Origin of the sequence: Chitinophaga qingshengii (genome assembly GCF_014529935.1) — a bacterium.
Lineage (GTDB): Bacteria > Bacteroidota > Bacteroidia > Chitinophagales > Chitinophagaceae > Chitinophaga > Chitinophaga qingshengii.
On record NZ_JACVFC010000001.1, the window covers coordinates 1,518,893 to 1,543,934 of the forward strand.

General features: G+C 51.4%; 21 protein-coding genes. 13 read left to right on the plus strand and 8 right to left on the minus strand.

The features are described from left to right. Positions 1-65 precede the first annotated feature (65 nt). Positions 66-956, plus strand: coding sequence for a helix-turn-helix domain-containing protein (locus ICL07_RS05620; RefSeq protein WP_188086941.1), 891 nt, complete (start codon positions 66-68; stop codon positions 954-956). On the opposite strand, the gene ICL07_RS05625 is transcribed toward ICL07_RS05620, so the two are convergent. The 5 genes from ICL07_RS05625 to ICL07_RS05645 all read right to left on the minus strand — a co-directional run bounded on the left by ICL07_RS05625 (position 957) and on the right by ICL07_RS05645 (position 10,161). After that, entirely contained in the window at positions 957-2,063 is a 1,107-nt protein-coding gene (locus ICL07_RS05625; RefSeq protein WP_188086942.1) for a Gfo/Idh/MocA family protein, read from the minus strand. A gap of 89 nt (positions 2,064-2,152) precedes the next feature. Further along, positions 2,153-3,571, minus strand: coding sequence for an arylsulfatase (locus ICL07_RS05630; RefSeq protein ID WP_223151756.1), 1,419 nt, complete (start codon positions 3,569-3,571; stop codon positions 2,153-2,155). 19 nt (positions 3,572-3,590) lie between these two features. After that, positions 3,591-5,369: a RagB/SusD family nutrient uptake outer membrane protein gene (locus ICL07_RS05635; RefSeq protein WP_188086943.1), complete on the minus strand. Its 1,779-nt coding sequence runs from the start codon at positions 5,367-5,369 to the stop codon at positions 3,591-3,593. A gap of 18 nt (positions 5,370-5,387) precedes the next feature. Then, positions 5,388-8,822: a TonB-dependent receptor gene (locus ICL07_RS05640; RefSeq protein WP_188086944.1), complete on the minus strand. Its 3,435-nt coding sequence runs from the start codon at positions 8,820-8,822 to the stop codon at positions 5,388-5,390. 226 nt (positions 8,823-9,048) lie between these two features. Further along, complete coding sequence (locus tag ICL07_RS05645) at positions 9,049-10,161, minus strand: FecR family protein (RefSeq protein WP_188086945.1); 1,113 nt, start codon at positions 10,159-10,161, stop codon at positions 9,049-9,051. Positions 10,162-10,317: 156 nt separating this feature from the next. Here ICL07_RS05645 and ICL07_RS05650 point away from each other — a divergent pair, with 156 nt between their 5' ends. After that, positions 10,318-10,962, plus strand: a complete 645-nt coding sequence (locus ICL07_RS05650; protein WP_188086946.1) for a dihydrofolate reductase family protein — start codon at positions 10,318-10,320, stop codon at positions 10,960-10,962. A 5-nt stretch (positions 10,963-10,967) separates the two neighbouring features. On the opposite strand, the gene ICL07_RS05655 is transcribed toward ICL07_RS05650, so the two are convergent. The 3 genes from ICL07_RS05655 to ICL07_RS05665 form a co-directional block, all read right to left on the minus strand. Continuing rightward, a complete protein-coding gene (locus ICL07_RS05655) occupies positions 10,968-11,525 on the minus strand; it encodes an RNA polymerase sigma-70 factor (RefSeq protein WP_188086947.1) in 558 nt (185 codons plus the stop codon). Between the two features lie 85 nt (positions 11,526-11,610). Next, a complete protein-coding gene (locus ICL07_RS05660; RefSeq protein WP_188086948.1) occupies positions 11,611-12,909 on the minus strand; it encodes a sensor histidine kinase in 1,299 nt (432 codons plus the stop codon). Positions 12,910-13,039: 130 nt separating this feature from the next. Continuing rightward, positions 13,040-13,804: a DeoR/GlpR family DNA-binding transcription regulator gene (locus tag ICL07_RS05665; protein ID WP_188086949.1), complete on the minus strand. Its 765-nt coding sequence runs from the start codon at positions 13,802-13,804 to the stop codon at positions 13,040-13,042. Positions 13,805-14,061: 257 nt separating this feature from the next. Here ICL07_RS05665 and ICL07_RS05670 point away from each other — a divergent pair, with 257 nt between their 5' ends. The 11 genes from ICL07_RS05670 (at position 14,062) to ICL07_RS05720 (ending at position 25,041) form a co-directional block, all read left to right on the plus strand. Beyond that, positions 14,062-15,342, plus strand: a complete 1,281-nt coding sequence (locus ICL07_RS05670) for an MFS transporter (RefSeq protein WP_188086950.1) — start codon at positions 14,062-14,064, stop codon at positions 15,340-15,342. Continuing rightward, the gene (locus ICL07_RS05675) at positions 15,339-16,340 is read left to right on the plus strand and encodes an NAD(P)-dependent oxidoreductase (protein WP_188086951.1); all 1,002 of its coding nucleotides are present in this window, start codon (positions 15,339-15,341) and stop codon (positions 16,338-16,340) included. Before ICL07_RS05670 ends, ICL07_RS05675 begins: the two co-directional genes overlap by 4 nt. Continuing rightward, positions 16,337-17,782, plus strand: coding sequence for an FGGY-family carbohydrate kinase (locus ICL07_RS05680; RefSeq protein WP_188086952.1), 1,446 nt, complete (start codon positions 16,337-16,339; stop codon positions 17,780-17,782). The genes ICL07_RS05675 and ICL07_RS05680 overlap by 4 nt, the downstream gene beginning before the upstream one ends. Before the next feature lie 5 nt (positions 17,783-17,787). Continuing rightward, entirely contained in the window at positions 17,788-19,245 is a 1,458-nt protein-coding gene (locus tag ICL07_RS05685; protein WP_188086953.1) for an FGGY-family carbohydrate kinase, read from the plus strand. Further along, positions 19,232-19,840, plus strand: a complete 609-nt coding sequence (locus tag ICL07_RS05690) for a histidine phosphatase family protein (protein ID WP_246484980.1) — start codon at positions 19,232-19,234, stop codon at positions 19,838-19,840. Before ICL07_RS05685 ends, ICL07_RS05690 begins: the two co-directional genes overlap by 14 nt. Then, a complete protein-coding gene (locus tag ICL07_RS05695) occupies positions 19,837-20,757 on the plus strand; it encodes a glycerophosphodiester phosphodiesterase family protein (RefSeq protein ID WP_188086954.1) in 921 nt (306 codons plus the stop codon). The genes ICL07_RS05690 and ICL07_RS05695 overlap by 4 nt, the downstream gene beginning before the upstream one ends. 83 nt (positions 20,758-20,840) lie before the next feature. Further along, positions 20,841-21,569, plus strand: coding sequence for a hypothetical protein (locus tag ICL07_RS05700; protein WP_188086955.1), 729 nt, complete (start codon positions 20,841-20,843; stop codon positions 21,567-21,569). A gap of 73 nt (positions 21,570-21,642) precedes the next feature. Further along, entirely contained in the window at positions 21,643-22,497 is an 855-nt protein-coding gene (locus tag ICL07_RS05705) for an NAD(P)-dependent oxidoreductase (protein ID WP_188086956.1), read from the plus strand. 53 nt (positions 22,498-22,550) lie between these two features. Beyond that, positions 22,551-23,408, plus strand: coding sequence for an aminoglycoside phosphotransferase family protein (locus ICL07_RS05710; RefSeq protein ID WP_188086957.1), 858 nt, complete (start codon positions 22,551-22,553; stop codon positions 23,406-23,408). A 10-nt stretch (positions 23,409-23,418) separates the two neighbouring features. Next, positions 23,419-24,297, plus strand: coding sequence for an AraC family transcriptional regulator (locus ICL07_RS05715; protein WP_188086958.1), 879 nt, complete (start codon positions 23,419-23,421; stop codon positions 24,295-24,297). 54 nt (positions 24,298-24,351) lie between these two features. Continuing rightward, complete coding sequence (locus ICL07_RS05720) at positions 24,352-25,041, plus strand: siderophore-interacting protein (protein WP_188086959.1); 690 nt, start codon at positions 24,352-24,354, stop codon at positions 25,039-25,041. Position 25,042 lies beyond the last annotated feature (1 nt).

Consider the following 25,042-nt stretch of genomic DNA (forward strand, 5'->3'; position numbering starts at 1 on the left):
AAAATTCAAATCAGGGGAAGATGACCGGCATTTCGTACCTTCGGATACTGTAAATCCGATTTACAATGGATATTAGTACGCTGGAAGATTTCTATAAAAAAACCAAAACCCGGGAACCGGAAGATGCTCACCGGGAGATCGGCCATTTTAACGTGTTTAAAACGGAAGAGGTCAGCAAACATGTGATGCCCTACAACCGGCGCGCTTACTATAAAATCAGCCTTATATTGGGAAAAAACCGCGCAGAATATGCGGACAAGGTCATACACATCGAAAAAAATGCCCTGCTGTTTGCTACACCAAGAATTCCCTACAATTGGGTACCACTGGACGACGACCAGCACGGTATCTTCTGTATTTTCAACGACGAATTCCTCACCCGCCATAAAAGCGGGGTGATACTGGAAGAGCTGCCCATCTATCGTCCCGGTGGTGTGCCGGTATTCCAGCTGTCCGATGAAGAGGCCGGTGAAATCCGGCACATCTTTCAGAAAATGCACAAGGAGCTGACGTCTGACTATCTTTATAAATACGACCTGCTGCGCAACTACGTCATGGAACTTATTCATTACGGCCAGAAACTACAGCCGGTCGGCATTTTAAACCCCGCACACAATGCAGCCGCCAGGGTATCCTCCCTGTTCACCGAACTGCTGGAACGGCAGTTTCCGGTAGCTTCCCCGCAACACCGCATCCGGCTGCGCACCGCAAAAGACTATGCCGACCAGCTGGCGGTACATGTCAATCATCTCAATAAAGTATTAAAGGAACAAACCGGCAAAACGACTACGGAAGCCATCAGCAGCAGAATACTGCAGGAGGCCAAAATATTGCTGAAACAAACAGACTGGAGCATCTCTGAAATTGCCTACAGTCTTGGCTTTGAAGAACTCGCCCATTTCTCTAATTTCTTCCGTAAACAAACATCGATAGCACCCAATGCCTTCAGGGGATAACTATCCCAGGTGCAGGTCCACCCGGCGGCCTGTTTTCACCGACTGATAAATAGCGTCGATGATCTGCAGGTCTTTTAATGCTTCTTCCCCGTTGACCGGCACCAGCGGCTGTTTACCTTCCAGCAGGATGCCAGCCATCTCGTCCATCTGCACGGTTTGATGCGTTTTATGTGGTTGTGTAAGTTCGCCTTTATGCGTACGCCCGCGGATAGGACCATACCCGGTAGAAGGCTGCAGCTCCGCGAAACCTTTCTCACCGTTTAAAAAGAAACGATCGAGGTAATTCATGTTGTAAGTGGATAAACAGGAAGCGACGGTACCATCCGGAAAGCCCAGCTGGAACTGTATGGTCTCATCTACGCCTTCCTTAAATTTCACCGGGTCGGTTTTGGTTTCCTGTGCCGTCACCCATACCGGCTCTGCACCCACCATGTAACGGGCGCCGTTGAGCGCATAAATACCGATGTCCATCATGGAACCGCCGCCAGCCAGGGCTTTGTTGAGCCGCCATTGAGTGGGGTCGCCAATACGGAAACCACACTGCCCCTGGAAAAACATAATTTTTCCAAACTCGCCGGCATTGCGCATCCTTATCACTTCCAGCGTCTTGGGTTCAAAATGCATGCGGTAACCTACCAACAACTGTACACCGGCCTTTTTACAGGCGGCAATCATTTCCCGGCCTTCCCTGGCATTGAGCGCCATAGGCTTTTCACAGATCACATGTTTGCCTGCGGCGGCAGCGCGCAGCACATTATCATGATGCAGGGCATTGGGTGTGGTCACATATACCACATCGATATCCGGATTGTTTTTGATTTGATCGAATGTATCGTAACTGTAGCAGTTCTTTTCGGGGATAGCGTATTTGTTTTGCCAGTCTTTTATTTTGGAAGGCGTACCACTGACAATGCCGGTGAGTTTGGCTTTGGTGCAGGACTGCATCGCTTCCGCCACGCGGTTGGCATAACCGCCAAGGCCCATCAGGGCGACTTTCAATACCGGCCCATCATACCGGGACATGGCAGCCAGGCTGGACAACGACGTCAGCGGGATAGCCATGGTGGCGGCCGCCACCTGTTGCAGAAAATTACGGCGTGTATGCATAAACGGGAATTTTAACGTACCTAATAGTACAAAAAAATATGCGTTCATGCAACACAGCCAGCCCGATAACGGACTGGCTGTGGATGTTTTTATTTTGTTATCAGCGGAAACACCGGACTTTCGAGGTGTGCCTCCTGCATATAACCTTCTATTTTTTTGACAATATCCGGATGAGCTGCGGCCACGTTATGCTGCTCTGCCGGGTCTTTATCGAGGTTGTACAGTTCCAGCGGCGCCTGCGCATTTTTCATCACGCCTTTACGGAAACCTTTCCATTTACCCATTCTGACGGCCTGGGTGCCATTATCTTCATGAAACTCCCAGTACAGGTAAGTATGCTGTGCCTGTTTACCTTTACCCGTGAGGGTAGGCACGATAGACACCCCATCGGTATAAGGCGGCTTAGGCGCACCGGCGATCTGCGTAAACGTAGGCATGAGGTCCCAGAAGGCGCCCATGAAGTTGCTACGGCTGTCAGCTTTCACTTTACCCGGCCATTTAACGATGAAGGGCGTACGAATACCACCTTCATACAAATCGCGCTTGTAACCACGCAAGCCACCGGAACCGTTAAAGAATACCGGATCAGCGCCGCCTTCCCGGTGTGCGCCATTATCGCTGGTGAAGATGACAATTGTATTTTGGGTAAGTCCCAGCTGGTCCAGCTTGTCGAGGATCTGGCCTACATAGGCATCCAGACGGCTGACCATGGCGGCGTAAGTGGCATGCGGTTTTTCCACGGAGGCATAACCCGGTACCAGTGCACCCGGACCATAATCATTGCCTTTATAAGGCTTTTCTTCAAAAGCATTTTCATACTGTTTGTAGTACTGGTCATCAGGTCCCTGTAATTCCGCATGCGGCAGGATAGACGGTACAAACAGGAAGAAAGGTTTGTTACGGTTGTTTTCAATAAAAGCCAATGTCTGCTGTTGGATTAACTCCGGCGCATATACTTTTTTCTGCGTGAGATCATTGCCTTCCAGCTCAATGCGTGTATTGTTGCTCCACAGATGTGTGGGATAATAACGATGTGATTGACGCTGGCAGTTGTACCCGTAAAATACATCGAAACCTTTTTTATCAGGCGCACCGCTGGTGCCTACCATCCCCAGTCCCCACTTACCGAAAGCGCCGGTTACATACCCTGCCTGCTGCAACATTTTAGCGTAGCTCTGAACGGTGTCTGCCAGCGGTTCCTGGCCTTCCGGCTGTATCTCCTTGTTGCCGCGCACAAAAGTATGGCCGGTATGCTGACCGGTCAGCAGCGAAGAACGGGAAGGCGCACAGACGGAGGTGCCGGCATAAAAACGGGTGAACAACATGCCCTGATGCGCCAGCCGGTCTATATTGGGTGTTTTGATTTTTTGCTGACCATAAACGCCCAGGTCGCCGTATCCCAGGTCATCAGCCAGGATAAACACGATGTTGGGCCGCTGCCGGGCCTGTAAAGACACCCCTGCCAGCAATAGGACTGACAGGAGCGGAAGAGCAATTTTTTTCATCATCACGTTCATATTTTACGGGTTATTTCCATCCGGGGTTCTGTCCCAGACTGGGGTTCAGCACCGTTTGATTGGATGGTATCGGATAAAGATAATAATAGTCAGGAAAAGGCGCGGGCGGCACTTTCTCGTAAGCGATATAGCCTTCCGTGGCGCCGTTTTGAATAGGGATAGGCGCAGTCGCGGCTACATCGGTACCTTTTTTAATCCACCGTCCCAGTTTCTGTTGTATGGCATAATCCATTTTTTTCCAGCGGCGCAGGTCATCAAAACGGAAGGATTCTCCCATTAACTCCACGGCACGTTCCCGGCGTATTTCCCAGAGTATAGGCGTTACCGTTACATCACGGGTAGGATCGTCCGGGATGGCAGCCAGCACTAAGGGCGCCACACCACCGCGGGCCCGGAGTTTATTAACCGTCAGATCGGCAACACCCTGGTCAAACTCACCCAGTTCATATTTGGCTTCGGCATAATTGATCAGCACCTCTCCCATCCGGAAAATGGGGGCGTCGTTGATGTCGGCATTCTGGATCATCTGGATCTTGTTGCTGAACTTATAAAAACGGTAACCGGTGTATGTTACGTCAAAAGGTTGTCCCTGGTTATCGTCCACAAAGTGCGGTTCCTGGCGTACAACAAGCCCTTGCCAGTTGAGGGTAGGCAGTGTTTTATTTTTAGGTCCGGAGATAGCGGCCATAACAGGGAAATACTCCGCATCAGCCGGGTTGCCGGTCGGTTGCCAGTTCATGCTGGGGTGATTGACCAGCACTTTAAACGGCGGTGGCACGGTAAAGTATAAACGTTTATCTCTACCACGAAACTCGGTGTACGGAGATTTATCGCCCGCGAAAGAAGGGCTGGTCCAGCGGGTTTGCCCGTCTGTCATCAGGTACATGTCCACCGCTTTTTTGGTAAGGTCCCAGCGACCGGCAGAGTTACGCGCCAGCGATGCCAGCGTATGCGATACCTGCGTTTGTTCGTACTGTTTATACAACAGGATACCTGGTACACCGGCCAGTGATTCGCTGTTAAAATCCAGATCGTAATTGGGATTCAGCTGCGGAAAATCTGCCACCAGTTTGGCGGCGGCGGCAGCGCTGGCACGCAGGTAAGGCAGCGGATCGCCCAGCTGATGGTACTTACGCCAGGTACCTTCTATCAGTCCGAAACGGGCAATCAACGCCCGCACGACATGTACGTTGATAGTGTTAGGTCCGTCACCGGCCGGCTTAATATGCGCTTCCGCCCATAACAGCTGGTCCAGTATTTTCTGCGTTACTTCCGCACGGGGGTTACGTTTGCCATAAAGCAGATCTGCATCGGCGTCTGACAGGGCTTTGTCTACCCACTGCACATCGCCGTATTTATTCACCAGGTTGGCATAACTATAGGCCCTGAAAAAATAGCCTACACTACGCCAGTGATCTTTATCCGGGGCAGAGAGCGGCGACTGGTCCAGGTTGTCCAGCATAATATTCACGGCCCGGATACGCGCGTAGGGATCTTTATAATCATCGGAGGCCGACGGAATGGTAACCCGTTGCCAGATCCAGTTGGACTCGCCATTGGGATTGGCATTCAGAAACAGGTCTGCGTCAATTTCCTTGTTCACACTGGCAGGGCTATACGCAGGAAATACTTCGTAAAACTGCCAGGCATATGCCTTAACGTTATCGTATTGGGTAAAAGTAGTTTTTTCCGTCAGCTGGTCTTTGGGCTGAAGATCCAGCCTGCCCTGGCAACTGTGCAGCAGCAAAGCGGCGGCAGCAACGGAAACAATATGTTGAATGCGGTTCATGATGCGTTGTTTTGCCGGTTAGAAATTGACGTTGATACCAAAGCTGTATTTTTTTAGGAAAGGATAAATACCGCCATCGCTCACGATAGTAGCGTCGGCTTCCATACCATCAGGCAGGTGATCGAAGGTGAACAGGTTTTCACCGGTTGCGAACACACGGATATTATCGATGAAAATACGTTTCAGCAATGATTTCGGCAGCGTATATCCCAACGTGATATTCTTCACCCGCAGGTAAGCGCCGTTGGATAAATATTTGGTTTGCACATAACGGCTCCTGTCGGAATTACCCGCGCCATCAGGATAACCGCGGGGATAAAACCCTTCAGGATTGGAAGGCGTCCAGTAGTTGAGATTGTGTTTATACATGGTACCGAACTGGTTGAGATAAGGCCAGTAGAGCTGATTACTGAGCCATAGGTCCCTTTTGCCGACACCCTGCAGGAAGAACGAAAGATCGAAGTTATTCCAGGAGGCGTTGCCGAAGATGCCAAACTGGAAACGGCGTTGGGTGTTACCAATCACTTTACGGTCCCCCGGATCGGCCAGGGTATTGTTGCCGGTAAAAATCTGGCCGTCACCGTTCAGATCTTCGTAGCGGATATCACCGGGGTTCTGCGGTACACCGCGATAGCCGGGGATGCCGGGCAACAGTTTCCCTTTTTGCAGGTTGGCATCCAGGGAGCCTTTTTCAAAATCGTCCACCGTATAAAAGCCACGGGTAACGAAACCCCATATCTCCCCGATTTGCTGACCGGTGTAATAGTTGTCCAGTCCTCCGTTGGCATTGATGCTCAACAGGCCGGCAGGATTATTATACCGCGTAATATAAGCACGGCTGTCGGACAGGTTGAAGCCAATGGAATAACTCACCGCACGAATTTTGTCTTTCCACGACATCTGCAGTTCCCAGCCCTTGGACTCCAGGTCTGCCACATTTTGCAATGGCGCGGCTGCACCGAGGATAGCCGGTAACTCAGCGCCTGGCGCCAGCATGTTCAATGTGCTGCGACGGTACCAGTCAAACGTTGTATTCAAACGGTCGTGGAACAAACTGATGTCGGTACCAAAATCGAGTGTGCGCACTGTTTCCCAGGTAAAGTCGGAGCTCACCAGTGCAGGCATGGCCAGCGATACGTAACGGATATTGCTGGTAGGGTCTGTCCAGCTGGCATTGTAAGGCTCCATGCCGGGAATATAGGGGTAGTAGTTAGGAACCCTGCTATTCGATTTATCCCATCTATACACTACCTGGTTACCGATTTCACCGAAGGAACCACGCAGTTTCCATTGAGAAAGCACAGGAGTAAGTGATTTCATAAACGGCTCTTCACTCACGTTCCAGCCGGCGGACACGGAGGGGAAGAAACCAAAACGATGTCCGGGTGCAAAGCGGCTGGAACCGTCAAAACGGCCATTCAGTTCCAGCAGGTACTTGTTTTTATAGTCGTAGTTGATACGGCCGAAATAGCCGCTGATGGCGTATTCACCGAAACCGTCGCCGCCGGCGATGGTGCCGGTGGAAGTAGACAGGGAAGGCACCTGCGGACTTAAAATATCCAGCCGGTTGATATTAAAACTTTCCTGTTTACTGATTTCCTGGTTGGTACCCAGCAGCAGCGTGGCATGATGTTGCCCCAGCGATTTGGTATAGCTGGCGTAGAGGTTCACGGCCTGGTATACGGTCTGGTCGTTGCTCCGCGTGTAACGGGTATTGTTGTTCAGGAATTGGCGGTCGTAGGTGGCAGCGTTGATATATTCATTCTTGCCCTGTATTTTCCGGTCGTCCTGGCTCTTTTTGTCGTAGGTATATTCTCCGGTGATTTTTAACCCGTTCAGTGGGTTGTATTCCAGTTTACCGAACAGGCGCAGGTTGTCGCCGAAAGTGGTGTTCACCGGTTCTGTTCTCACTACGTTATTGGGCGTATTATAAGGCAGTATATCACCGTTGGCCGCCTTGCCATAACCTGTAGGGATATACGAACTATAGGTGATAGCGTTATAGAACAGGCTGCCAAAATCGGCTGGCGTGGTACGGTCGCTTTTTTTGTAGAACAGGTTTACACTGGCCGTCAGGTTTTTAGTCAGCTCCGTACCCAGGAAAGCATTAAAATTATAGCGGGTGTATTTGTCTTTGTTGGTCACGAGGATACCGTCTTCACCTGTGTAGCCGCCAGACACACGGAAGGTAGTTTTTTCGGAACCGCCGCCGAAAGAGAAATTATGCATCTGCTCAAATCCACGGGTAAACAGTTCTCCATACAGGTCTGTTTCCGCCAGGGGATATTTCAGTCCGTTCACCGTCGTGTAGCCGTCCGGGTAAGTACCCGGATTTTGCTGGTAATCTTCCAGTAATTTCAGCCAGGTATTTACATTTTGACCGGTCCAGTAAGCGTTGGTGCCGAAGTCTTTCAGCGCACGGACCAGCTCCAGCGGCGTAGCTTTCTTCGGTAGTGTGGTAGGAGAGCTCCAGGTGAAGTTGGTAGAATAGTTGAACCGTATCGGCTGGTTTTTCTTACCTTTTTTAGTGGTCACCAGTATCACGCCGAAAGCGGCGCGGGCGCCGTAGATAGAGGCGGCAGCAGCATCTTTCAGTACGGTCACGTTGTCAATATCCCTTGGATTGACGTCGTCGATGTCCATCGGTACGTTGTCTACCAGCACCAGTGGCTCACCGCCGTTGATAGAGGTAAAGCCGCGGATATTGATAGCGGTAGAAGTGCCCGGTTGCCCGGAGCCATAAGTGATCTGTAAGCCGGGTACTGCGCCCTGCAACGCCTGAGAAGCGGAGCTGACAGGCCTGTCGCCCAGCACTTCATCCATTTTCACCGAGCTGACGGCACCGGTGAGGTTGGCTTTTTTCTGTGAACCGTATCCCACCACCACAATTTCATTCATGGCTGCAAGATCGTCCTGCAATACGATTTTCATATCGCCGCCGGCTTTGATTTCCTGTTGCGCATAGCCGATAAAACGGACGATGAGCAAAGAAGCCGCGCTTTGTACGTTGAGAGAGAACATCCCCTGTGCATCGGTAATAGTACCGTTGGCCGTACCTTTTTCGAGAATACTGACACCTGGCAGCGGTTCGCCTTTTTCGTTGGTGACCCTGCCTTTTACCGGCATCTTCACGACCACGGGCGACGTAACGCCGGCGGAGCTTTTGTTGCCGATCAGGATGATCTTTCCCTCTATCCGGTAAGAGAATGGCTGATGATATAGCACGCTGGTCATCACTTCATCGATAGAGGCATCTTTCACCCGTATATTCACGGGAGCGGCTTTCTCCAGCATTTCCGTGCTGAAGAGCACTTCATAACCAGTCTGTCGCCTTATTTCGGCGAACACTGTCTTCAGGGAAGCTTTTTCCAGTTGTAAGGTCATTTGCTGCGAAAATGCCGCAGCCGATACCTGCAGGAAAGCTACCGTCATCAACAGAAACGTCAGCTTCATAACATTTAAAAATTTTGTTAGGCACTGGTGATAGGGGCTCCTGGTGGTGGGACAAAGCCCCCCCTTGTATGGATTACTGAAATTCATACATTTGCTTGGTTAGGTGAAAGAATAGTTTACTGAATTAGCGTTCTGGTAGCTGTTGTACCTGATTGGTGACCGGTCGTGTTGGCGCATGACCGGTCCTTTTTTTGGTTGAATAAATTAAATTGTTCCTCCTTGTTTTTTAATGTCTGATACTGATCATATTATTGTTCACATTGAATTTAACGTCGCCGGTAAACTCCAGCATCCCTAAAGCCTTCGACAGCGGCACGTTCCGCGGGATAACACCATTGTAACGTACTTTTGGAATCGTCTTCAGGTCTACTGTTACATCATACCAGCGTGATAGTTGCTGCAATACTGCTGTCAGGTAGGTATCGTTAAAAATAAAATACCCGTTTTTCCAGGCGACGGCAGTATTGGCATCTACCGTTGCTTTGGACAGGGCGCCGGATTGGTGGCTAAGGCTGGCCTGTTCTCCTGGTTGTAGTATCATTTTATTGTTGCCTGCATGAACGCTTACCCGTCCCTGCAACAGCGTCGTTTGTACCTGTGCGTTGTCGTCATACGCATTCACATTGAAGTGGGTGCCTAGTACCTCCACTTCCTGGACTGCCGTATGTACAATAAAAGGTTGCCGGGCATTGGCCGCAATTTCAAAATAGGCTTCCCCTTTCAGTTCTACAGTACGGGTACTGCCGGTAAAAGTAGCGGGGTAACGCAGCGAAGACGCGGCATTGAGCCACACCTTGCTGCCATCCTGTAATACCAGCCGGTATTGTCCGCCACGGGGCGTGGTTATCTCATGGAAACCACTGCCGGAGCCCGTAGCTTCGTATACGATTTCTCCGCTGTCGCTACGGTATACCCGCAAACCGGCTTGCCGTGCTACGGCCTCGTCCTGCGCGGTGCCCAAAGTGATCTTCTTTCCATTGGCCAGTGTCAGCACTGCTTTATCGGTGCCGGCCGGCATATCCTGTTGCGCAACTGCCGCCGGCGGCGCTTTCTCTGCCGAACGCCCCGGACGCAGGTAAATAGCCAGCGCTATCAAACCGGTCAGCATAGCGGCGGCATACCAGTAACGGGGGATGCGGCGTGTTTTCCGGCGACCGGTACGCTGGTGTATCGCAGCCAGCATCCGTTGCTCTACCCCTTTGGTATCAGGCACAGGCAAAGTACGTTCGCCTGCTTCTTCCGCAGCCTGGCAATGCCGGAGATACAAGGCTGTCTCCTGGTCTGTAGCCGTGCCGTTACTGATTTTTTCCCATAAAAGCTGTAGTGTTTCCTGTTCCATAAGGATGTTCCTACCTATCAGGCACCTCAACAGGAGTGATCCCCCAAACTGTTTTTATTTTTTTTGAAGATATGGCGGAATCTCCCCCTGGATTGTCGTCTTCCCCCCGCCTGCATCCGGGGATTGCGGTTTACATTTGGGTAAATACTTTTGATCATGCGAAAACTAATGATGAAAATGTCGTTGTCTGTCGACGGGTTTGTTGCTTCTGCCGATGGAACCCTCGACTGGCTGTTCAAAACAGCTGACGAAAAATCCTCCGCCTGGGTCACCGAACTTTGCGGGTCAGCAGGATTACATATTATGGGCAGCAGGAGTTTTAACGATATGGCCCCTTATTGGCCCACTTCCACCCTGCCGATAGCCACCCCAATGAACGAGATACCCAAGGCTGTCTTTACCAGGAAAGGAATGACGGGCTTTGATCCGGCGGGAAGTACCGGCGCATTAAAGAGCGCCCGGCAATACGACACGGCTACCGGCAATGCTCCCAGCGCCACACTATCGCCGGCAGCAGCTTCCTGGGCAGAGGCAAGGATATTTAAAGGAGATCTGGCAACAGGCATCCGGGAACTCAAAGCGGAACCCGGCAAACCCATCTTAGCACATGGAGGCGCCGGATTCATGCGCAGCCTTATTGAAACAGGATTGATCGATGAATACCATTTAGTAACACATCCCGTAGCATTGGGAAGCGGGCTGCCGATATTTAACGGCCTTTCCAAAATACTGATGCTGAAATTGGCTGATGTAAAGGTTTTCCCGGGAGGTACGATTGCACATACCTACCATCCGGCCTAAGCAGGTTATAATAACAAGGACATACTTCCCAGTCTGACCCGCAATTTCTTCAGCGCTATCGTCAGCTGGTTTTCAACGGTCTTTTCAGAAATACCCAGCTGGCGGGCAATTTCACGGTTAGATAAATGTTCATGGCGGCTTAACTGGAAAACTTCACGGCAGCGTTCCGGTAACTCGCCGGTAAATCGTGCAATCATCGCTTTCAGTTCTTTCAGTTCCAGCTCCTGTTCATGATCACTAGCTTCACGGGCCAGCAGCACTGTTTCTGCGGCGAAAGCCGCCCGTACTTTCCGGTGCCGGAAATAATTCGCGACCTTATAACGAACGGCCATCAGCAGGTATCCCCGCAGGGTTGTAAGCACCAGGTGATCCCGGTGTTCCCAGAACCAGACAAACACATCCTGTACGATGTCCATCGCGGGCGCTTCTTCCTGCAACAAATAATAAGCGGAATGATAAAGGGTATGCCAGTGACGGCGGTAGATTTCATCAAATGCGGCTTCATTGCCCGACTTCATGTAGTCAAGCAGTTCACTGTCCTCGTATACGTGGTAAGCGGGCATTCGTTTGGTTGATGAAAATATTTAGCCTTACAAACAAAGCTATGAAAATATTTCAGGAAACCCAGCGGCATGAAAAGTTGGGGTACTACCCTGCCCATCCGGCATCTTCCGGATCACCGGAGAATACCAGCCGGAAAGTAGCGCCTTTGCCCGGCTCACTTTCTACTTCGATCTCTCCATTGTTCAGCCGCACAAATTCGGCGCATAATACCAGGCCAATACCGGAGCCTCTCTCACCGGCAGTGCCGTAGGCAGGTTGACCGTTAAAAGAAAACAAGGTTTCGCGTTTTTCGGCAGATATGCCTACGCCCTGATCGATGATATCAAGAAGTATCTTTTCGTCTTCGATGGCTGCGCGAATGGTGATTAATCCTTCGCGGTAACTGAATTTAATAGCGTTACTGACCAGGTTACGGATCACAATTCCCAGCTGGTGAGGGTCTGCATACACCAACAGGTGGTCGTCTACCTGTATGTCCAGTTTCAGGGCTTTCTGATAAATACGAGGTTCATAGGTGTTTAGGGCATCTTTGATTAAAAGAGCCAGCGACACGTCTTCCGGTTCGGAATGAATACCTTTCATTTGTCCGGCAGTCCAGCGTAACAGGTTACTCAGTGTTTCACCCAGTTGCGACACCTTCAGGTGCAGTTCCACGCCGGCAGCTTTCATTTCTGTCTCGCTGTAATGACCGTTGTTGAACATAAGCAGCAGGCCTTCCAGGGTAGCTAACGGGCTGCGGATATCATGCGCGATGACCGAGAGCAGTTTCATTTTATCCTGGTTCAGCACATCCAGTGATTTACGCTGATCTTCTGTCTGTTGCTGGAATTCCGTATGTACACTTTTAAAATAAATCAGGGCGATGACCACCATACCCAGCGCTATCACCAGGTTGGCCAATATCCTGCCGGAAGGCACCATAGGCGCCAGGTCCCAGATAACAGGAGCATAATACACAAAGGCGATGACTGAAATTATCAAGACAGAAAGGATTCCCAGCAACCATTTGTTATCATAGATAAGGTATATCAGCACCAATATCAGGATCAGGTAGAACTCCACGCCATTCCGGAAAAAGAAACCGGAAATACCATACAACAAAAGGCTCATGATAATGACTGCCGCTCTCGCTTGCAGATAACGCTGTTTTTTATTCAGATATAGCACCAGTACGTCGCAGCTGGTATGGATGAAATTTACCAACGCCAGCCAGGGCCGGTGTTGTGCCAGGTTAAGGATACAGAAGTAAAGGGTAAGTATGACGCCCGGAATACAGACAATGTTCAACAACCTGGTCCGTCTTGTTTCAATGAATGACAAGCCGGGATGTATCCCGGTGTTAACAATTGCATTCCAGTAGTTCGCGATTTTCCTAAAGAACATGGCGTGATTATATCTCAAGAGGAACCGCAAAAGTAATTCATCAGGGGCAAAAGTAATAAGGGTAGTTTTCCCGTTTTTATATCCGGGAGAAAACATAGATGCAAAAAAAATATCAATTCCAAAAAATTTATCATCCGGCGATGATCACCTGTATCCCTTGTTCCTGTAGTGTTCTCACGCTATCCGCCGGTACGAGGCTGTCGGTAACGATATAGTCCACCTCTTCCAGGCCACCGATACGGCCAATACCACGGCGGTTGAATTTGGAACTGTCCGCTAATACAACGACAGTTTGTGCCCGGTGTATCATTTTGGTATTAAGACTGGCTTCCGCCAGATTGGTGATAGAAAGGCCAAATTCCATATCGATGCCATCTACCCCAATGAAAAGCATACCACAGGAGATATCGTCCAGCAGCCGCTCTGCGAAGGAACCCGCCGCAGAAGAAGAGGTTTGATGAATGAGCCCGCCCATTTGCAACACCGCTATGTGCTGGCGGTTACACAGTTCCAATGCCACTTTCAGGGCAGGCGTGATGACCGTCAGCTGTTTGGATGGATGCAGGATGCGGGCCAGTTCAAACACCGTGGTGCCGGAGCCTATAATAATAGCATCGTTTTGCCCGATCAGTGGCAATGCCGCCTGTGCTATTTTCTTTTTTTCTTCCGATTGAATGAATTCCTTTTCATTGATTGGTTTTTCTATTGTATAGGGGTTACGGGTAGATCCCCCGCCTTTGGTCCGGAACAGCAGTTTCTTTTCTTCCAGCAGTTTCAGGTCTTTCCGGATAGTAACACCGGACACCTGTAAAGCATCACTCAATTCCTGGATATCCACTTTCCCTTTTTCCTGTAGTTGTTGTAAGATAAGCTGATGTCTGTCCGTGATATTCATGATGATCTTCTTTATGTTAAAATTCCTTTCACCAAATATAAAGTTATTCTATAAAAACAACGCTTCTAAAATCAACCTTTAAAAGAATTACAGTAGTAAGCTAGCCCCCGGAGTACATTTTCGGCATCTTAAAAATTATTTAAAAAAGTTAAATTCATTGTTTACATTTACTTTAATTTAATTAAATTTCATTTCATTTCCACTATTATGAATCACTTCCCGTCATCATAACAACGGGAGCATAAACAACATCTACCATGAATTCCACTACCCGTGCCTCTTTCTTTGACCGGGCAGGACTGCCGCCATCGCTGCTTTCCGGCTACCTCGGCATTATGATTTTTATGATGGGCGATGGTATAGAACAAGGCTGGCTTAGTCCCTACCTGGTAGCACACGGCATGACGGTGCAACAATCGGCCACCCTGTTCACCGTTTATGGCATCACCATCGCTGTTTCCGCCTGGTTTTCCGGCGTACTGGCCGAAGGCTATGGCGTTAAACGTACCATGCTTACCGGCTTAATACTATATCTGATGGGGACAGTCGGTTTTGTAGGTTATGGTATGCCCGAGCTTAATTATCCGCTGATGTTACTTTTTTATGCGCTGCGGGGTTTCGGCTACCCGCTGTTTGCTTATTCCTTCCTGGTATGGATCGCCTACGTTACACCACGGCAACAGCTGGGTCGCGCCGTAGGCTGGTTCTGGTTCGTATTTACCGGCGGGCTCAATGTACTGGGCGCCTGGTATTCCAGTTGGGCCATCCCCCGCTACGGGCATCTTACTACTTTATGGACGTCCGTATGCTGGGCATTGCTGGGCGCCCTCTTCGCGCTGGTGTTCAACAAAGGCAGCATCCGCCGCGAAAAAAACAACTCCGCCCAATTACAGGAACTGATAAAAGGCCTGACCATCGTTCGCCGGGAACCGAAAGTACTGCTGGGCGGCATTGTCCGCATCATCAACACCACGGCCCAGTTTGCGTTTCCGGTATTCCTGCCCATGTACATGGCTAGCCACGGTTACGACACTACGCAGTGGTTGCGCATATGGGGCACCATCTTCACGGCCAACATCATTTTCAACCTGCTCTTCGGTTTTGTGGGCGACCGTCTGGGATGGCGCAATACCATTATGTGGTTCGGCGGTATCGGTTGTGCCGCTACGACCCTGCTGTTTTATTATGCGCCACAACTATGGCCGGGGAATTTCTGGATGGTACTGGCTGCCGGCGTATTATGGGGCGCCTGCCTGGCCGGCTACGTACCCCTGTCAGCGTTAGTTCCGTCGCTCGTTCAAAAAGACAAGGGCGCTGCTATGGCTATCCTCAACCTGGGCGCGGGATTACCCGTATTCGTAGGTCCGGCTATCGTAGGCCTGTTCATCGGCATCACCGGCAATGCCGGCGTAATATGGATACTGGCCGCCTTGTATCTGCTCAGCGCTGTCATCACCCGCTTTATCACACTGCCCGACAATGCTAAAACCGCCCATCACGGGCACGTTTCAACGGAAAAAACACCTGTGCATACATGAAAATATTTGTCACCGCGCCCTATCATGAACAGGGCCTGCAAACACTCCGGCGACAGTTCGGGGAAGTAATCTACCAGCCCTGGAAGCCCCATGGCAGGGCCTTCAATGAAGCAGAACTGCTCACCATGCTGCAGGCGGCGCAACCGGATGCGCTCATCACGGAACATGACCAGGTAACGGAAAAAGTGATCACCGCCAATCCACAGCTACAGTTTATCGGCGTATGCCGTGGCACACCTTCCAACGTGGCAGTGGCTACCGCTACAGCCATGGGTATTCCGGTGTTCTTCACGCCTGCCCGCAATGCGCAGGCGGTAGCGGAACTATTCCTCTCCAATGTGATCCTGTTGCTGCGCCAGACAATGCCGGCCATGCAATGGCTGAAAGACCGGCAATGGCAGGCGGGCGCCCACGATTCCTACCTATACTTTAAAGGCAATGAACTGGCGGGCAAAACCATCGGCATGATCGGTTTCGGCGCTATCGGTCAACTGATAGCCCGTATGGTAAAAGATTTCCCCTGCCCTATCCAATTCTATGACCCCTATGTACCTGAACAGGGAACCTATCGCAAAACCACGCTGGAGGACGTGTTCGCCAGCAGCGATATCGTGTCGGTCCATTTACCTGTCACATCCGCCACCAAAGGCATGATTAACGGTCAACTATTGAAAATGATGAAAAAAGATGCCATATTTATCAACACAGCCAGGTCGGCGGTGGTACAACGGGAAGGCCTACTCGAAGTGCTGGAGAAAAAATTGATCCGCGGCGCCATCCTCGATGTATTCGATAACGAACCACCCGACGAACTGGATTACCGTATCATCGACATGCCGCACGTAATCGCCACACCACATATTGCCGGCGCCACTTTCGAAGTGGAAGACCATCATGTAAATATCATGAACCGCGCCCTGCTGCAATGGTATGCACAAGACAATAAACAAATCGCTGAACTGGCCAACAAAGACCTGCTTAAAGTCCATATGCCATGATCATACCCGACACATACATCGTTGTTGATATCGGTACCGGCAATGTGCGGGTAGCGGCTGTTTCCCCACAGGGACAGATACTGGGCGTAGCCCGGGAAGATATTCAGTATATCCGCGACCCGTTATATCCCGATGCGTTGTACTTTGAACCGGAAACACTCTGGCAGCAGGTACTGCGCCTCACTACCCAGGCAATGGGTAACATCCCCGGACACACCGTAAAAGCCATAACGGCCACCAGCCAGCGGGAAGGCATCGTACTGCTTTCTGCGGATGGCGCCTCGCTGATAGGGTTACCCAACATTGACCACCGGGGCCGGGAATGGGAACACCTCATCACCAACAAAAGCCGTGTGTACCAGCTCACCGGCCGCTATCCTACCTCGTTGTTTTCCGCACTGAAACTGGTCGGCATACGCGAGCGCCGGCCGGAACACTGGCAGGCCTGCACCAGCTTTCTGAGCATCAGCAACTGGATAGAATACCGCTTCAGCGGCATCGCCCGGTACGAACATTCACAAGCCTCAGAAACATTGCTGTATGATGTGGCGCGACAACAATGGAGTGCGGAACTCTGCAGCGTGTTTAACCTAAACGCCAGCCTGCTGCCACCATTGATAGCCTCCGGCAGCGTATTGGGCGCCGTGCTCCCGGAAGTGGCGCAACAGCTGCAGCTCTCCGCTGCCGCTGCCATCGTGGCCGGAGGCGGTGATACACAACTGGCTATTAAAAGTACCCGTCCCGCTGTAGACGATGTAGTCATCGTTTCCGGCACCACCACTCCAATTGTAAAGATAACGGACACGTATATACTGGATGAAGCAGAAAGAACCTGGACCAGCCGTGATATAGAAGCCGGCCGCTTTGTATTTGAAGCCAATGCCGGCGTTACGGGTCTCAACTATCAGCGGTTAAAGGAGATTTTTTATCCGAATGAAGATTATGCGGTGATTGAAAAAGAGTTGGCAGATAACCAGCATACTTTCTGTATGGCATCGCTGGGATCGCTGCTGGCAGATGAAAAAGTATCCCTTACCCGTGGCGGTTTTATTTTCCCCGCACCGGTATCCCATCTGCTCACCCGCGGTTCTTTTGTATGGGCCACCATGCTGGATATCGCCTGTTCTATTGTGCGCAATTACCATATTCTCGCGGAAACAGCCGGGCATCACAAGGAATACATCTGGGCCTGTGGCGGCGGTTTACAAAGCCGTATGCTGCGACAGCTCATTGCCGACCTCACCGGCAAACAGGTGAAGATCCGCAAGGCGTTTGAACAATCATCCGCTATTGGCGGCGCCCTGCTTTGCAATGAAGCGTTGCAGCGCAACATCGGCACCGATGATCCGGCAGAAATTATTCAACCGGCCGGTACCGCACAGCACCAGGCGCTCTTCGCCGAATGGGAGAAAACACGGCAGTATTTCAGAAACATCAACTAGTTATTATGCAAGCCTGTTTTATTGGCATTGATATAGGCACCCAGGGCGCCCGTGTAGTACTGATGGACCAACACGGGCAGCTGCGGGGCAGCCGCGAAAAAACATTCCCGTTACAGGCCGGTCTGCGGCAGGAGCAGTCGCCCCTTCATTGGTGGGATGCCTGCCAATCCTCCCTGCAGGCGCTGTTGCAGGATGATGCCGTCAAGCCATGGCTGCCCTTTATACGGGCGATGGCGGTCACTTCTACCTCCGGTACCATCATCCCCATCGATCACCGGCATGTGCCGCTGCATCCGGCCATCATGTACAGCGATACCCGGCAAACTGCTGCCGCACAGCAATGCAGGGAAGCAGCCATACGGTATAACCCTAACGGCTATACTGCATTTAATACTTCCAGCGGGTTACCTAAAATGGTATGGTTTGTACAGCAGTACCCGGAAAAAGCAGCGCAGCTGTATAAATTCATACATGCTGCCGATTACCTCAGCGGGCGCCTCTGCGGCCGTTTTGACATCACGGACCCTACCTGCGCACTCAAATCAGGATATGATATCCATCATTTGCGTTGGCCCGCTTATCTGTGGGAACAGTTGCCATTACAGGCTTCCTGGCTGCCGGAAGTAGTGCCGTCCGGCACCCCGATAGGTACTTTGCTACCTGAACTGGCGCAGCAGTGGGGCTTATCGCCGGAAGTTGCCATCGTGGCCGGCATCACCGACGGATGCGCGTCCCAGATAGCCGCCGGCGCCGTCAGGCCCGGGGACTGGAACACTACCATCGGCACCACCCTCGTGGTGAAAGGCGTTACCACACAGCCTATCCGGGACCCCGGCGGGGCGCTGTACAACCACCTCCACCCGCAGGGCTATAGCATGCCCGGCGGCGCCAGCAATACCGGTGCCGACTGGATCACGCAACAGTTCCCCGGAGCCGATCTGGCGGCGCTCAATGCGCAGGCGCTGGAGCGTATCCCGACGCGGCAGCTGTCATGGCCCCTGTTACAGGAGGGGGAACGTTTCCCCTTTGTATCGCCGCAGGCACGCGGCTTTGCGCCGGATGGCCTGTCCACCGTCGATCAATATGCTGCCGGTATGGAAGGCGTGGCTTTTATAGAAAGATATGCATACGAAAAAATTGCGCAGCTCAGTGGCGAAGCGGTACAGAAAATTTATACCGCGGGAGGCGCCAGTAATAGTCATACCTGGCTGACCATCCGCAGTAATGTTTTACAACTGCCGGTCATACGCATGAAACACACCAGCGGCGCTGCCGGAGCCGCCATGCTCGCCGCTTCCCGTACCTGGTACCATCACCTCACGGAAGCCGTTAGCTCCATGGCGCAGGAAGACATACAGGTACAACCCACGCCGGCGTTATCACGCGCTTATGAGGCGCAATACCGCCGGTTCCTGGAATTGCTGAAAGAAAAAGGATATATTTCGACCTATGAGCATGCTTGATATCTACCTGCTAAGACACGGGCAAACCGCCTGGAACGCAGACAACAACCGCTATTGCGGCCGTACAGACATCCCCCTCACCGCCAAAGGCCTGCAACAGGCCGAAGCCGTGCGGGCACAATTACAATCCGTTGTTTTTGAAAGCGTGTATTCCTCCCCGTTAGAACGTGCCCGGAATACCGCCGCCATCGCCAGCGGACGAACAGTCATCACCGACGAACGACTGATCGAAGCCGATTTCGGACAGTGGGAACAAAAAACAAAAGAAGAATTTATTGCCGAAGATCCTCAACTGTGGCATAACTGGAGCAATGATCCCGCTATACACCGCGCCGGTGGCACCGGTGAAACAGGGTTGGAAATCGTGACCCGTATGGATGATTTTTTCCAGTCACTGTTGCAACGGCACCAACAAGGTAATATCCTCGTTGCCGCCCATAACGGCGTAAACCGCCTGTACCTGGCCCATAAACTGGGCATGCCGCTGCGCAATTACCGGATGCTGATACTGGACAATGCGACTGTCACCGTTTTCCGGTTGTCAGACAACGAACCCTTTGCATTACATCATCTCAACACAAAATATTCATCATGATAAAAAAAATACTATTGGCAGCCTGCTTCCTGGGGGCACAACTATCTACCCGGGCACAACAACTGCACGTACTCAAAATCAGCAACAGTAAAGAGTTACAGGCATTCCTTCGTTATACCGGAAAAGACATCCCGTTTATCAGCGGCCATCGTGGCGGTGTTAACAAAGGTTTCCCCGAAAACAGTATCCCCGCTTTTGAAAACACGCTGAAACATACACCGGCCACTTTTGAAATAGATCCGAGGCTCACCAAAGACAGCGCTATCGTATTAATGCACGATGCCACCCTGGACCGCACCACCACCGGTACCGGTAAAGTATCCGACTATACGCTGGCAGAACTGAAACAGCTAAAACTCAAAGACGTGGAAGGGAACGTCACCGAATACCGCATTCCCACTTTACAGGAAGCTATTACCTGGGCCAAAGGGAAGACCGTGCTGATACTCGATAAAAAAGATGTGCCTTTTGAAATGACGGCGAACATCATCACTAAAAATAAAGCCGAAGGACATGTGATGATCACCGTTCATACCGCTAAAGAAGCTCGCTGGTATTATGACCGCAACAAGAATTTTGTATTCGAGGCATTCGTTAAAACTCCGGAAGCCATGGCATCCTATGAGGCCGCCGGTATTCCCTGGTCGCATATCATGGCCTACGTGGGCCCGGATAACAAACCCGAACTGAAACCACTATACGAACAACTCAACAAACGGGGCGTGATGTGTATGATCTCCACCGCGCCCACCTACGATAAACAAGCAGATGCCGCGGCCCGTACCGCCGCTTACCAGGCCATTATCCGCGACGGCGCCAGCCTGATAGAAGCCGACCGCTCTATTGAAGCTGCTACTGCGATTAAAGACCTGGTACCCGCGAAAAGCGGGAAGCAGCGGTTCTTTGGGAAAAAATAATTTATCTCACACCTGAACAACATCTTAGCCCAGGGCTTTTAGCCCTGGGTTTCGTATATTAGCCGCCCATCAACCTGTTTGCCATGAGTGCCCCGGAAAAACAATACCCTTTTTTTCACGATATGATCATCCGCTGGTTCCAGGGAGTGCTGACTACCCGGGAAATGATCGCCCAACTGGAAGCAGTGACTACACCCGAGCCCTATGAGCCCGGACTCACAGACCCGGTATCACTTTTTGAAACAGCGCTGGAAACCTACCATGCGGGCTATTTTTATGAATGGCAGGATTATAAACAATACGCCAAAGACACCGCGCCTACAGTAGCGGGCCTTACACATCAATTAACGGAACTGCTGGCGGGGCATCAGTCGCTCAACGAATTTATGGAATGGGGCGCCTGGCACAATATGGACGGCGGCGAAACCACCGGTGGTATCTTTGAAAACCGGAACATTGAATATTTCTGCCTGATATTTCTACCACAACATTACCGGCAGCTAAACACCGCCTTTTATGAAAAAGCAACCGGTATTATTGCGCGTAGCAACGATATCCCCTACGGCGCTTTTGTGATAGCCCTGCATCTATTGCTGGAGAAGGAATACAAAAGCCTGTATTATTTTCTGACCGCCTATATAGAAGGACATAAAACCGATGCGGAGCTGAACCTGTACCTGGAGAAAAAGTTCAGTCACCCGTTACCGGCCTTCCGTTACAACATCAGTACCTTCCCTTATCTCGATGCGTTGCATTCCGCCAGGGAAAGCAAAAGCAGCACCACGGCCTTTATGCAGCTGATGATGATATAGCGAACCTCCCAACAGGCTTTAATGCGGAAATCATATTCTCACTCTTTCCTACCTTTACCAAAATTTCAATATTATGGTAGCATTTTTAGGTATGGGCCTGCTCGGATCCAACTTTGTCAGGGCAATGATCAGCAAAGGAAAGCAGGTACAGGTATGGAACCGCACCGCCTCCAGGGCGAAAGCCATGGAAGCTGACGGCGCCAAAGCATTTGAAAATGTGGCAGACGCCGTAAAAGGAGCAGACAGGATTCATCTTACCCTGAAAGATGACGCCTCTGTAGATGAAGTATTGGCTGCCGCCAGCGCGGGACTGAAACCCGGTGCTATTATCATAGACCACACCACCACTTCCGCGGAAGGTGCCGTACAGCGCACCCGGGCCTGGAAAGAGCGTGGTTTTATGTATCAGCATGCACCTGTGTTTATGGGTCCGCAGAACGCATTGGAAAGCACTGGTAATATGCTGGTTTCCGGTGACCAGGAGCTGATCGCTCAACTGGAACCTGAGTTATCACAACTGACCGGCAAAGTGCTCAATTTCGGTCCGGACCCAGGTAAAGCAGCCGGCATCAAACTGATGGGCAACCTCTTCCTGGTGACCTTCACCGCCGGTCTTTCCGATATGCTCTCCCTCGCCAAAACATTGAATATCCAACTCGATGAAGTATTCTCCCTGTTCAACGAATGGAACCCCGGCGCTATGACCACCGGCAGGCTTAAACGCATGACGGCCGGCACTTACGACCAGCCTTCCTGGGAACTGAACATGGCCCGCAAGGATACCCAACTGTTTCTCAACGCCGCCGCACAGAACGGCGCCCGTCTCGCCGTTATCCCGGCTATCGCGGAAGAAATGGACCGTTGGATTGCCAAAGGCCATGGCAGCGAGGACTGGACCATCATCGCCAAGGACAATATTCCATCCTGATAGCTTATTAACCCCGGACGCCGGTCCGGGGTCATTCTTATCTTCTTAAACCCATGCCCGACCATCAAACAACCGCCCCTGCGCAGGAATGGAGAACAGCAGCTGCTTTCAGGGCCGGTGATCAACAACGGAAACATTATCTGCAGCAATGGCAGCTGGAACCCGACGGCAAGCCATTCAAAACATATGCCTGCTGGCTCCAGCCGGTACGATACCAACAACAACCAGCGATGCTGAAAATAGCCCTCGAAGCCGAGGAACAGCGTGGAGGACTGCTGATGCGCTATTGGAATGGTATAGGCGCCGCTAAGGTACTACAACAGGAAGGACCCGCACTGCTGCTGGAACGCATCCATGGCGGGCTACAACTGCGGGATATACAAGACGACGCCGCCAGCCGCATTATCTGCCAGGTGGCCGACCTGCTGCATGCTCCACGCGCCACACCGCCGCCCGATCAACTCATCCCGCTGGAAACATGGTTTGCAGAGCTGGCGCCGGCAGCCGATAAATACGGCGGCATCCTCCAGGATGCGCAGCTGATTGCACACGACCTGCTCCGGCACCAGCAGGAAATAAGCATATTACACGGCGACCTTCATCATGGCAATATACTCGATGGTGGCCCCCGGGGCTGGCTCGTTATCGACCCCAAAGGATTGTGGGGAGACCGCGCCTTCGATTATGCCAATATCTTCTGTAATCCGGACAAAAAAACGGCCCTCGCCCCAGGACGGCTGGCCGGACAGGTAGCCATTGTTGCTACTGCCGCCCGCATAGAGCCCACCCGCCTGTTGCGATGGATCATCGCCTATGGCGGCCTGTCCGCTGCCTGGAGCCTCAACGCGGAAGAAAATGCCACCATTGCGCTCAAAGTAGCAGAAATAGCCTACGCGCTCCTGTCATCCTAAATAATTTTTCATGCGAAAAAAACAACATCAGAAAAAACAGGTGCCCGTACACAAAGCCGATTTCGGTAATGGTATCGAAATAAAATACGTACAGCTAACGGCAGACACATGGATCACCAGGCCAGAGCCACACCGGGACGATTACTATATCTTTTTTCTGACTAAAACCGGTAGCCTGGAAATGCTGCTGGATTTCTCCCTGCAAAAAATGACCGGTCCCAGTATCGGTTATATCATACCGGGACAAGTACACCACTATGCCGGGAACACCAGCGTCAGCGGATGGTTCCTGGCAGTAGACACACTGCTGGTACAGGATACCTGGCGGGATATTTTTGATTCCTCCAAAGATCAGCAACAGTGTATCCCCCTCGATGACACCACTGCATTAGAGCACTGCCTCCAGCTGATACTGCAATATGATGCCCATCCTTCCGGCGATGCCCTGCAACGTAAAGTATTACATTCCCTCATCGATGCCTATATTGGTATGGTGGCTGCCACTTTCCGGCAGGCAAGCGATAAAGGCCACCGGCAGACCGACAGGGCGGCGGTCATTTCCCAGCAATTCATGGAACTGGTGAAAACACATTGCCTTATCCTGAAAAGCCCCGCCGCTTATGCTGATAAAATGAACCTCTCCCTCTCCTACCTCAATGAAGTGGTAAAAGGACATACCGGTTTTCCGGTCAGTCACTGGATACAGCAGGAGTCCTTACGGGAAGCTAAACGCCTGCTTTATTACACCGACCTTACTACCAAAGAAATTGCCTTTCGTACCGGTTATGATGACCACACCTATTTCTCCCGCTTTTTCCGCAAGCTGGCAGGGGAAACGCCGCTGACCTTCCGGGCCAGATACCGCGATTTATCCAACCATTCCCTGTGATCGTCTATTTTCCCGACACGGATTCATTCGTTGTTTTGCAATAAAATAACAACAATGGAATCAACGACCTTACCTCATCGCCGCATCGGGTTCCTGGAGAAAACCATTACCCGGCAAGGCACTGTACTGGATGTTCGTCATTGGGAACCGGCTACCTTTTACGAAATAGACCTGCACCTGCCGGGGGTTAATATGCACTCCTGGCAATCGCCGCCACATATCAAATGCCGCGTAGCGCCTTATCACTACCGCGACTATACGCCGGCACGCTGGAATGTAACGCTCCGTACCTGTACCCTTTTTGTGGATGCCGGTCATAACGGACCAGGCAGCGAATGGGCGAAAAGCCTTGCTCCCGGCGATGTTTTTCATTATCTCGGTGTAGACGGTACCCGGCAAAAAGTAACGGCAGGTACTCACCTGGTGATGCTGGGCGATCAAAGTGCGATTGGACATTTCAACGGACTGCAACAACTGGCATCTACCCATAGCTGGGTGTCGGGAATGATTGTTGTTCCGGACGCTCCACACCGGCAACATTTTACACAGGCCTTCCCGGAGCTGCCACTGGAAACAATGCCGGATGCAAAAACGCTGTTGGATCAACTGGAATGGCTGCCATTGCACCCCTCCTGGCGCTATTACCTCGCCGGCAATTCCTACCTCGTAGGAGCCCTCAGAAAACTGTTAAGAGCCAAAGGCTGTAGTAACGACCAGATACAGGCACAAGGTTTCTGGAAATAGT

Excerpts from the sequence above, each read along its gene's own strand:
- ICL07_RS05625 (WP_188086942.1), bottom strand. The coding sequence starts at position 2,063 with ATGCATACACGCCGTAATTTTCTGCAACAGGTGGCGGCCGCCACCATG.
- ICL07_RS05670 (WP_188086950.1), top strand. The coding sequence starts at position 14,062 with ATGAATTCCACTACCCGTGCCTCTTTCTTTGACCGGGCAGGACTGCCG.
- ICL07_RS05715 (WP_188086958.1), top strand. The coding sequence starts at position 23,419 with ATGCGAAAAAAACAACATCAGAAAAAACAGGTGCCCGTACACAAAGCC.
- ICL07_RS05635 (WP_188086943.1), bottom strand. The coding sequence starts at position 5,369 with ATGAACCGCATTCAACATATTGTTTCCGTTGCTGCCGCCGCTTTGCTG.
- ICL07_RS05645 (WP_188086945.1), bottom strand. The coding sequence starts at position 10,161 with ATGGAACAGGAAACACTACAGCTTTTATGGGAAAAAATCAGTAACGGC.
- ICL07_RS05685 (WP_188086953.1), top strand. The coding sequence starts at position 17,788 with ATGCAAGCCTGTTTTATTGGCATTGATATAGGCACCCAGGGCGCCCGT.
- ICL07_RS05655 (WP_188086947.1), bottom strand. The coding sequence starts at position 11,525 with ATGCCCGCTTACCACGTATACGAGGACAGTGAACTGCTTGACTACATG.
- ICL07_RS05640 (WP_188086944.1), bottom strand. The coding sequence starts at position 8,822 with ATGAAGCTGACGTTTCTGTTGATGACGGTAGCTTTCCTGCAGGTATCG.
- ICL07_RS05665 (WP_188086949.1), bottom strand. The coding sequence starts at position 13,804 with ATGAATATCACGGACAGACATCAGCTTATCTTACAACAACTACAGGAA.
- ICL07_RS05695 (WP_188086954.1), top strand. The coding sequence starts at position 19,837 with ATGATAAAAAAAATACTATTGGCAGCCTGCTTCCTGGGGGCACAACTA.
- ICL07_RS05675 (WP_188086951.1), top strand. The coding sequence starts at position 15,339 with ATGAAAATATTTGTCACCGCGCCCTATCATGAACAGGGCCTGCAAACA.
- ICL07_RS05650 (WP_188086946.1), top strand. The coding sequence starts at position 10,318 with ATGCGAAAACTAATGATGAAAATGTCGTTGTCTGTCGACGGGTTTGTT.
- ICL07_RS05700 (WP_188086955.1), top strand. The coding sequence starts at position 20,841 with ATGAGTGCCCCGGAAAAACAATACCCTTTTTTTCACGATATGATCATC.
- ICL07_RS05690 (WP_246484980.1), top strand. The coding sequence starts at position 19,232 with ATGAGCATGCTTGATATCTACCTGCTAAGACACGGGCAAACCGCCTGG.
- ICL07_RS05680 (WP_188086952.1), top strand. The coding sequence starts at position 16,337 with ATGATCATACCCGACACATACATCGTTGTTGATATCGGTACCGGCAAT.
- ICL07_RS05710 (WP_188086957.1), top strand. The coding sequence starts at position 22,551 with ATGCCCGACCATCAAACAACCGCCCCTGCGCAGGAATGGAGAACAGCA.
- ICL07_RS05620 (WP_188086941.1), top strand. The coding sequence starts at position 66 with ATGGATATTAGTACGCTGGAAGATTTCTATAAAAAAACCAAAACCCGG.
- ICL07_RS05630 (WP_223151756.1), bottom strand. The coding sequence starts at position 3,571 with ATGATGAAAAAAATTGCTCTTCCGCTCCTGTCAGTCCTATTGCTGGCA.
- ICL07_RS05720 (WP_188086959.1), top strand. The coding sequence starts at position 24,352 with ATGGAATCAACGACCTTACCTCATCGCCGCATCGGGTTCCTGGAGAAA.
- ICL07_RS05705 (WP_188086956.1), top strand. The coding sequence starts at position 21,643 with ATGGTAGCATTTTTAGGTATGGGCCTGCTCGGATCCAACTTTGTCAGG.
- ICL07_RS05660 (WP_188086948.1), bottom strand. The coding sequence starts at position 12,909 with ATGTTCTTTAGGAAAATCGCGAACTACTGGAATGCAATTGTTAACACC.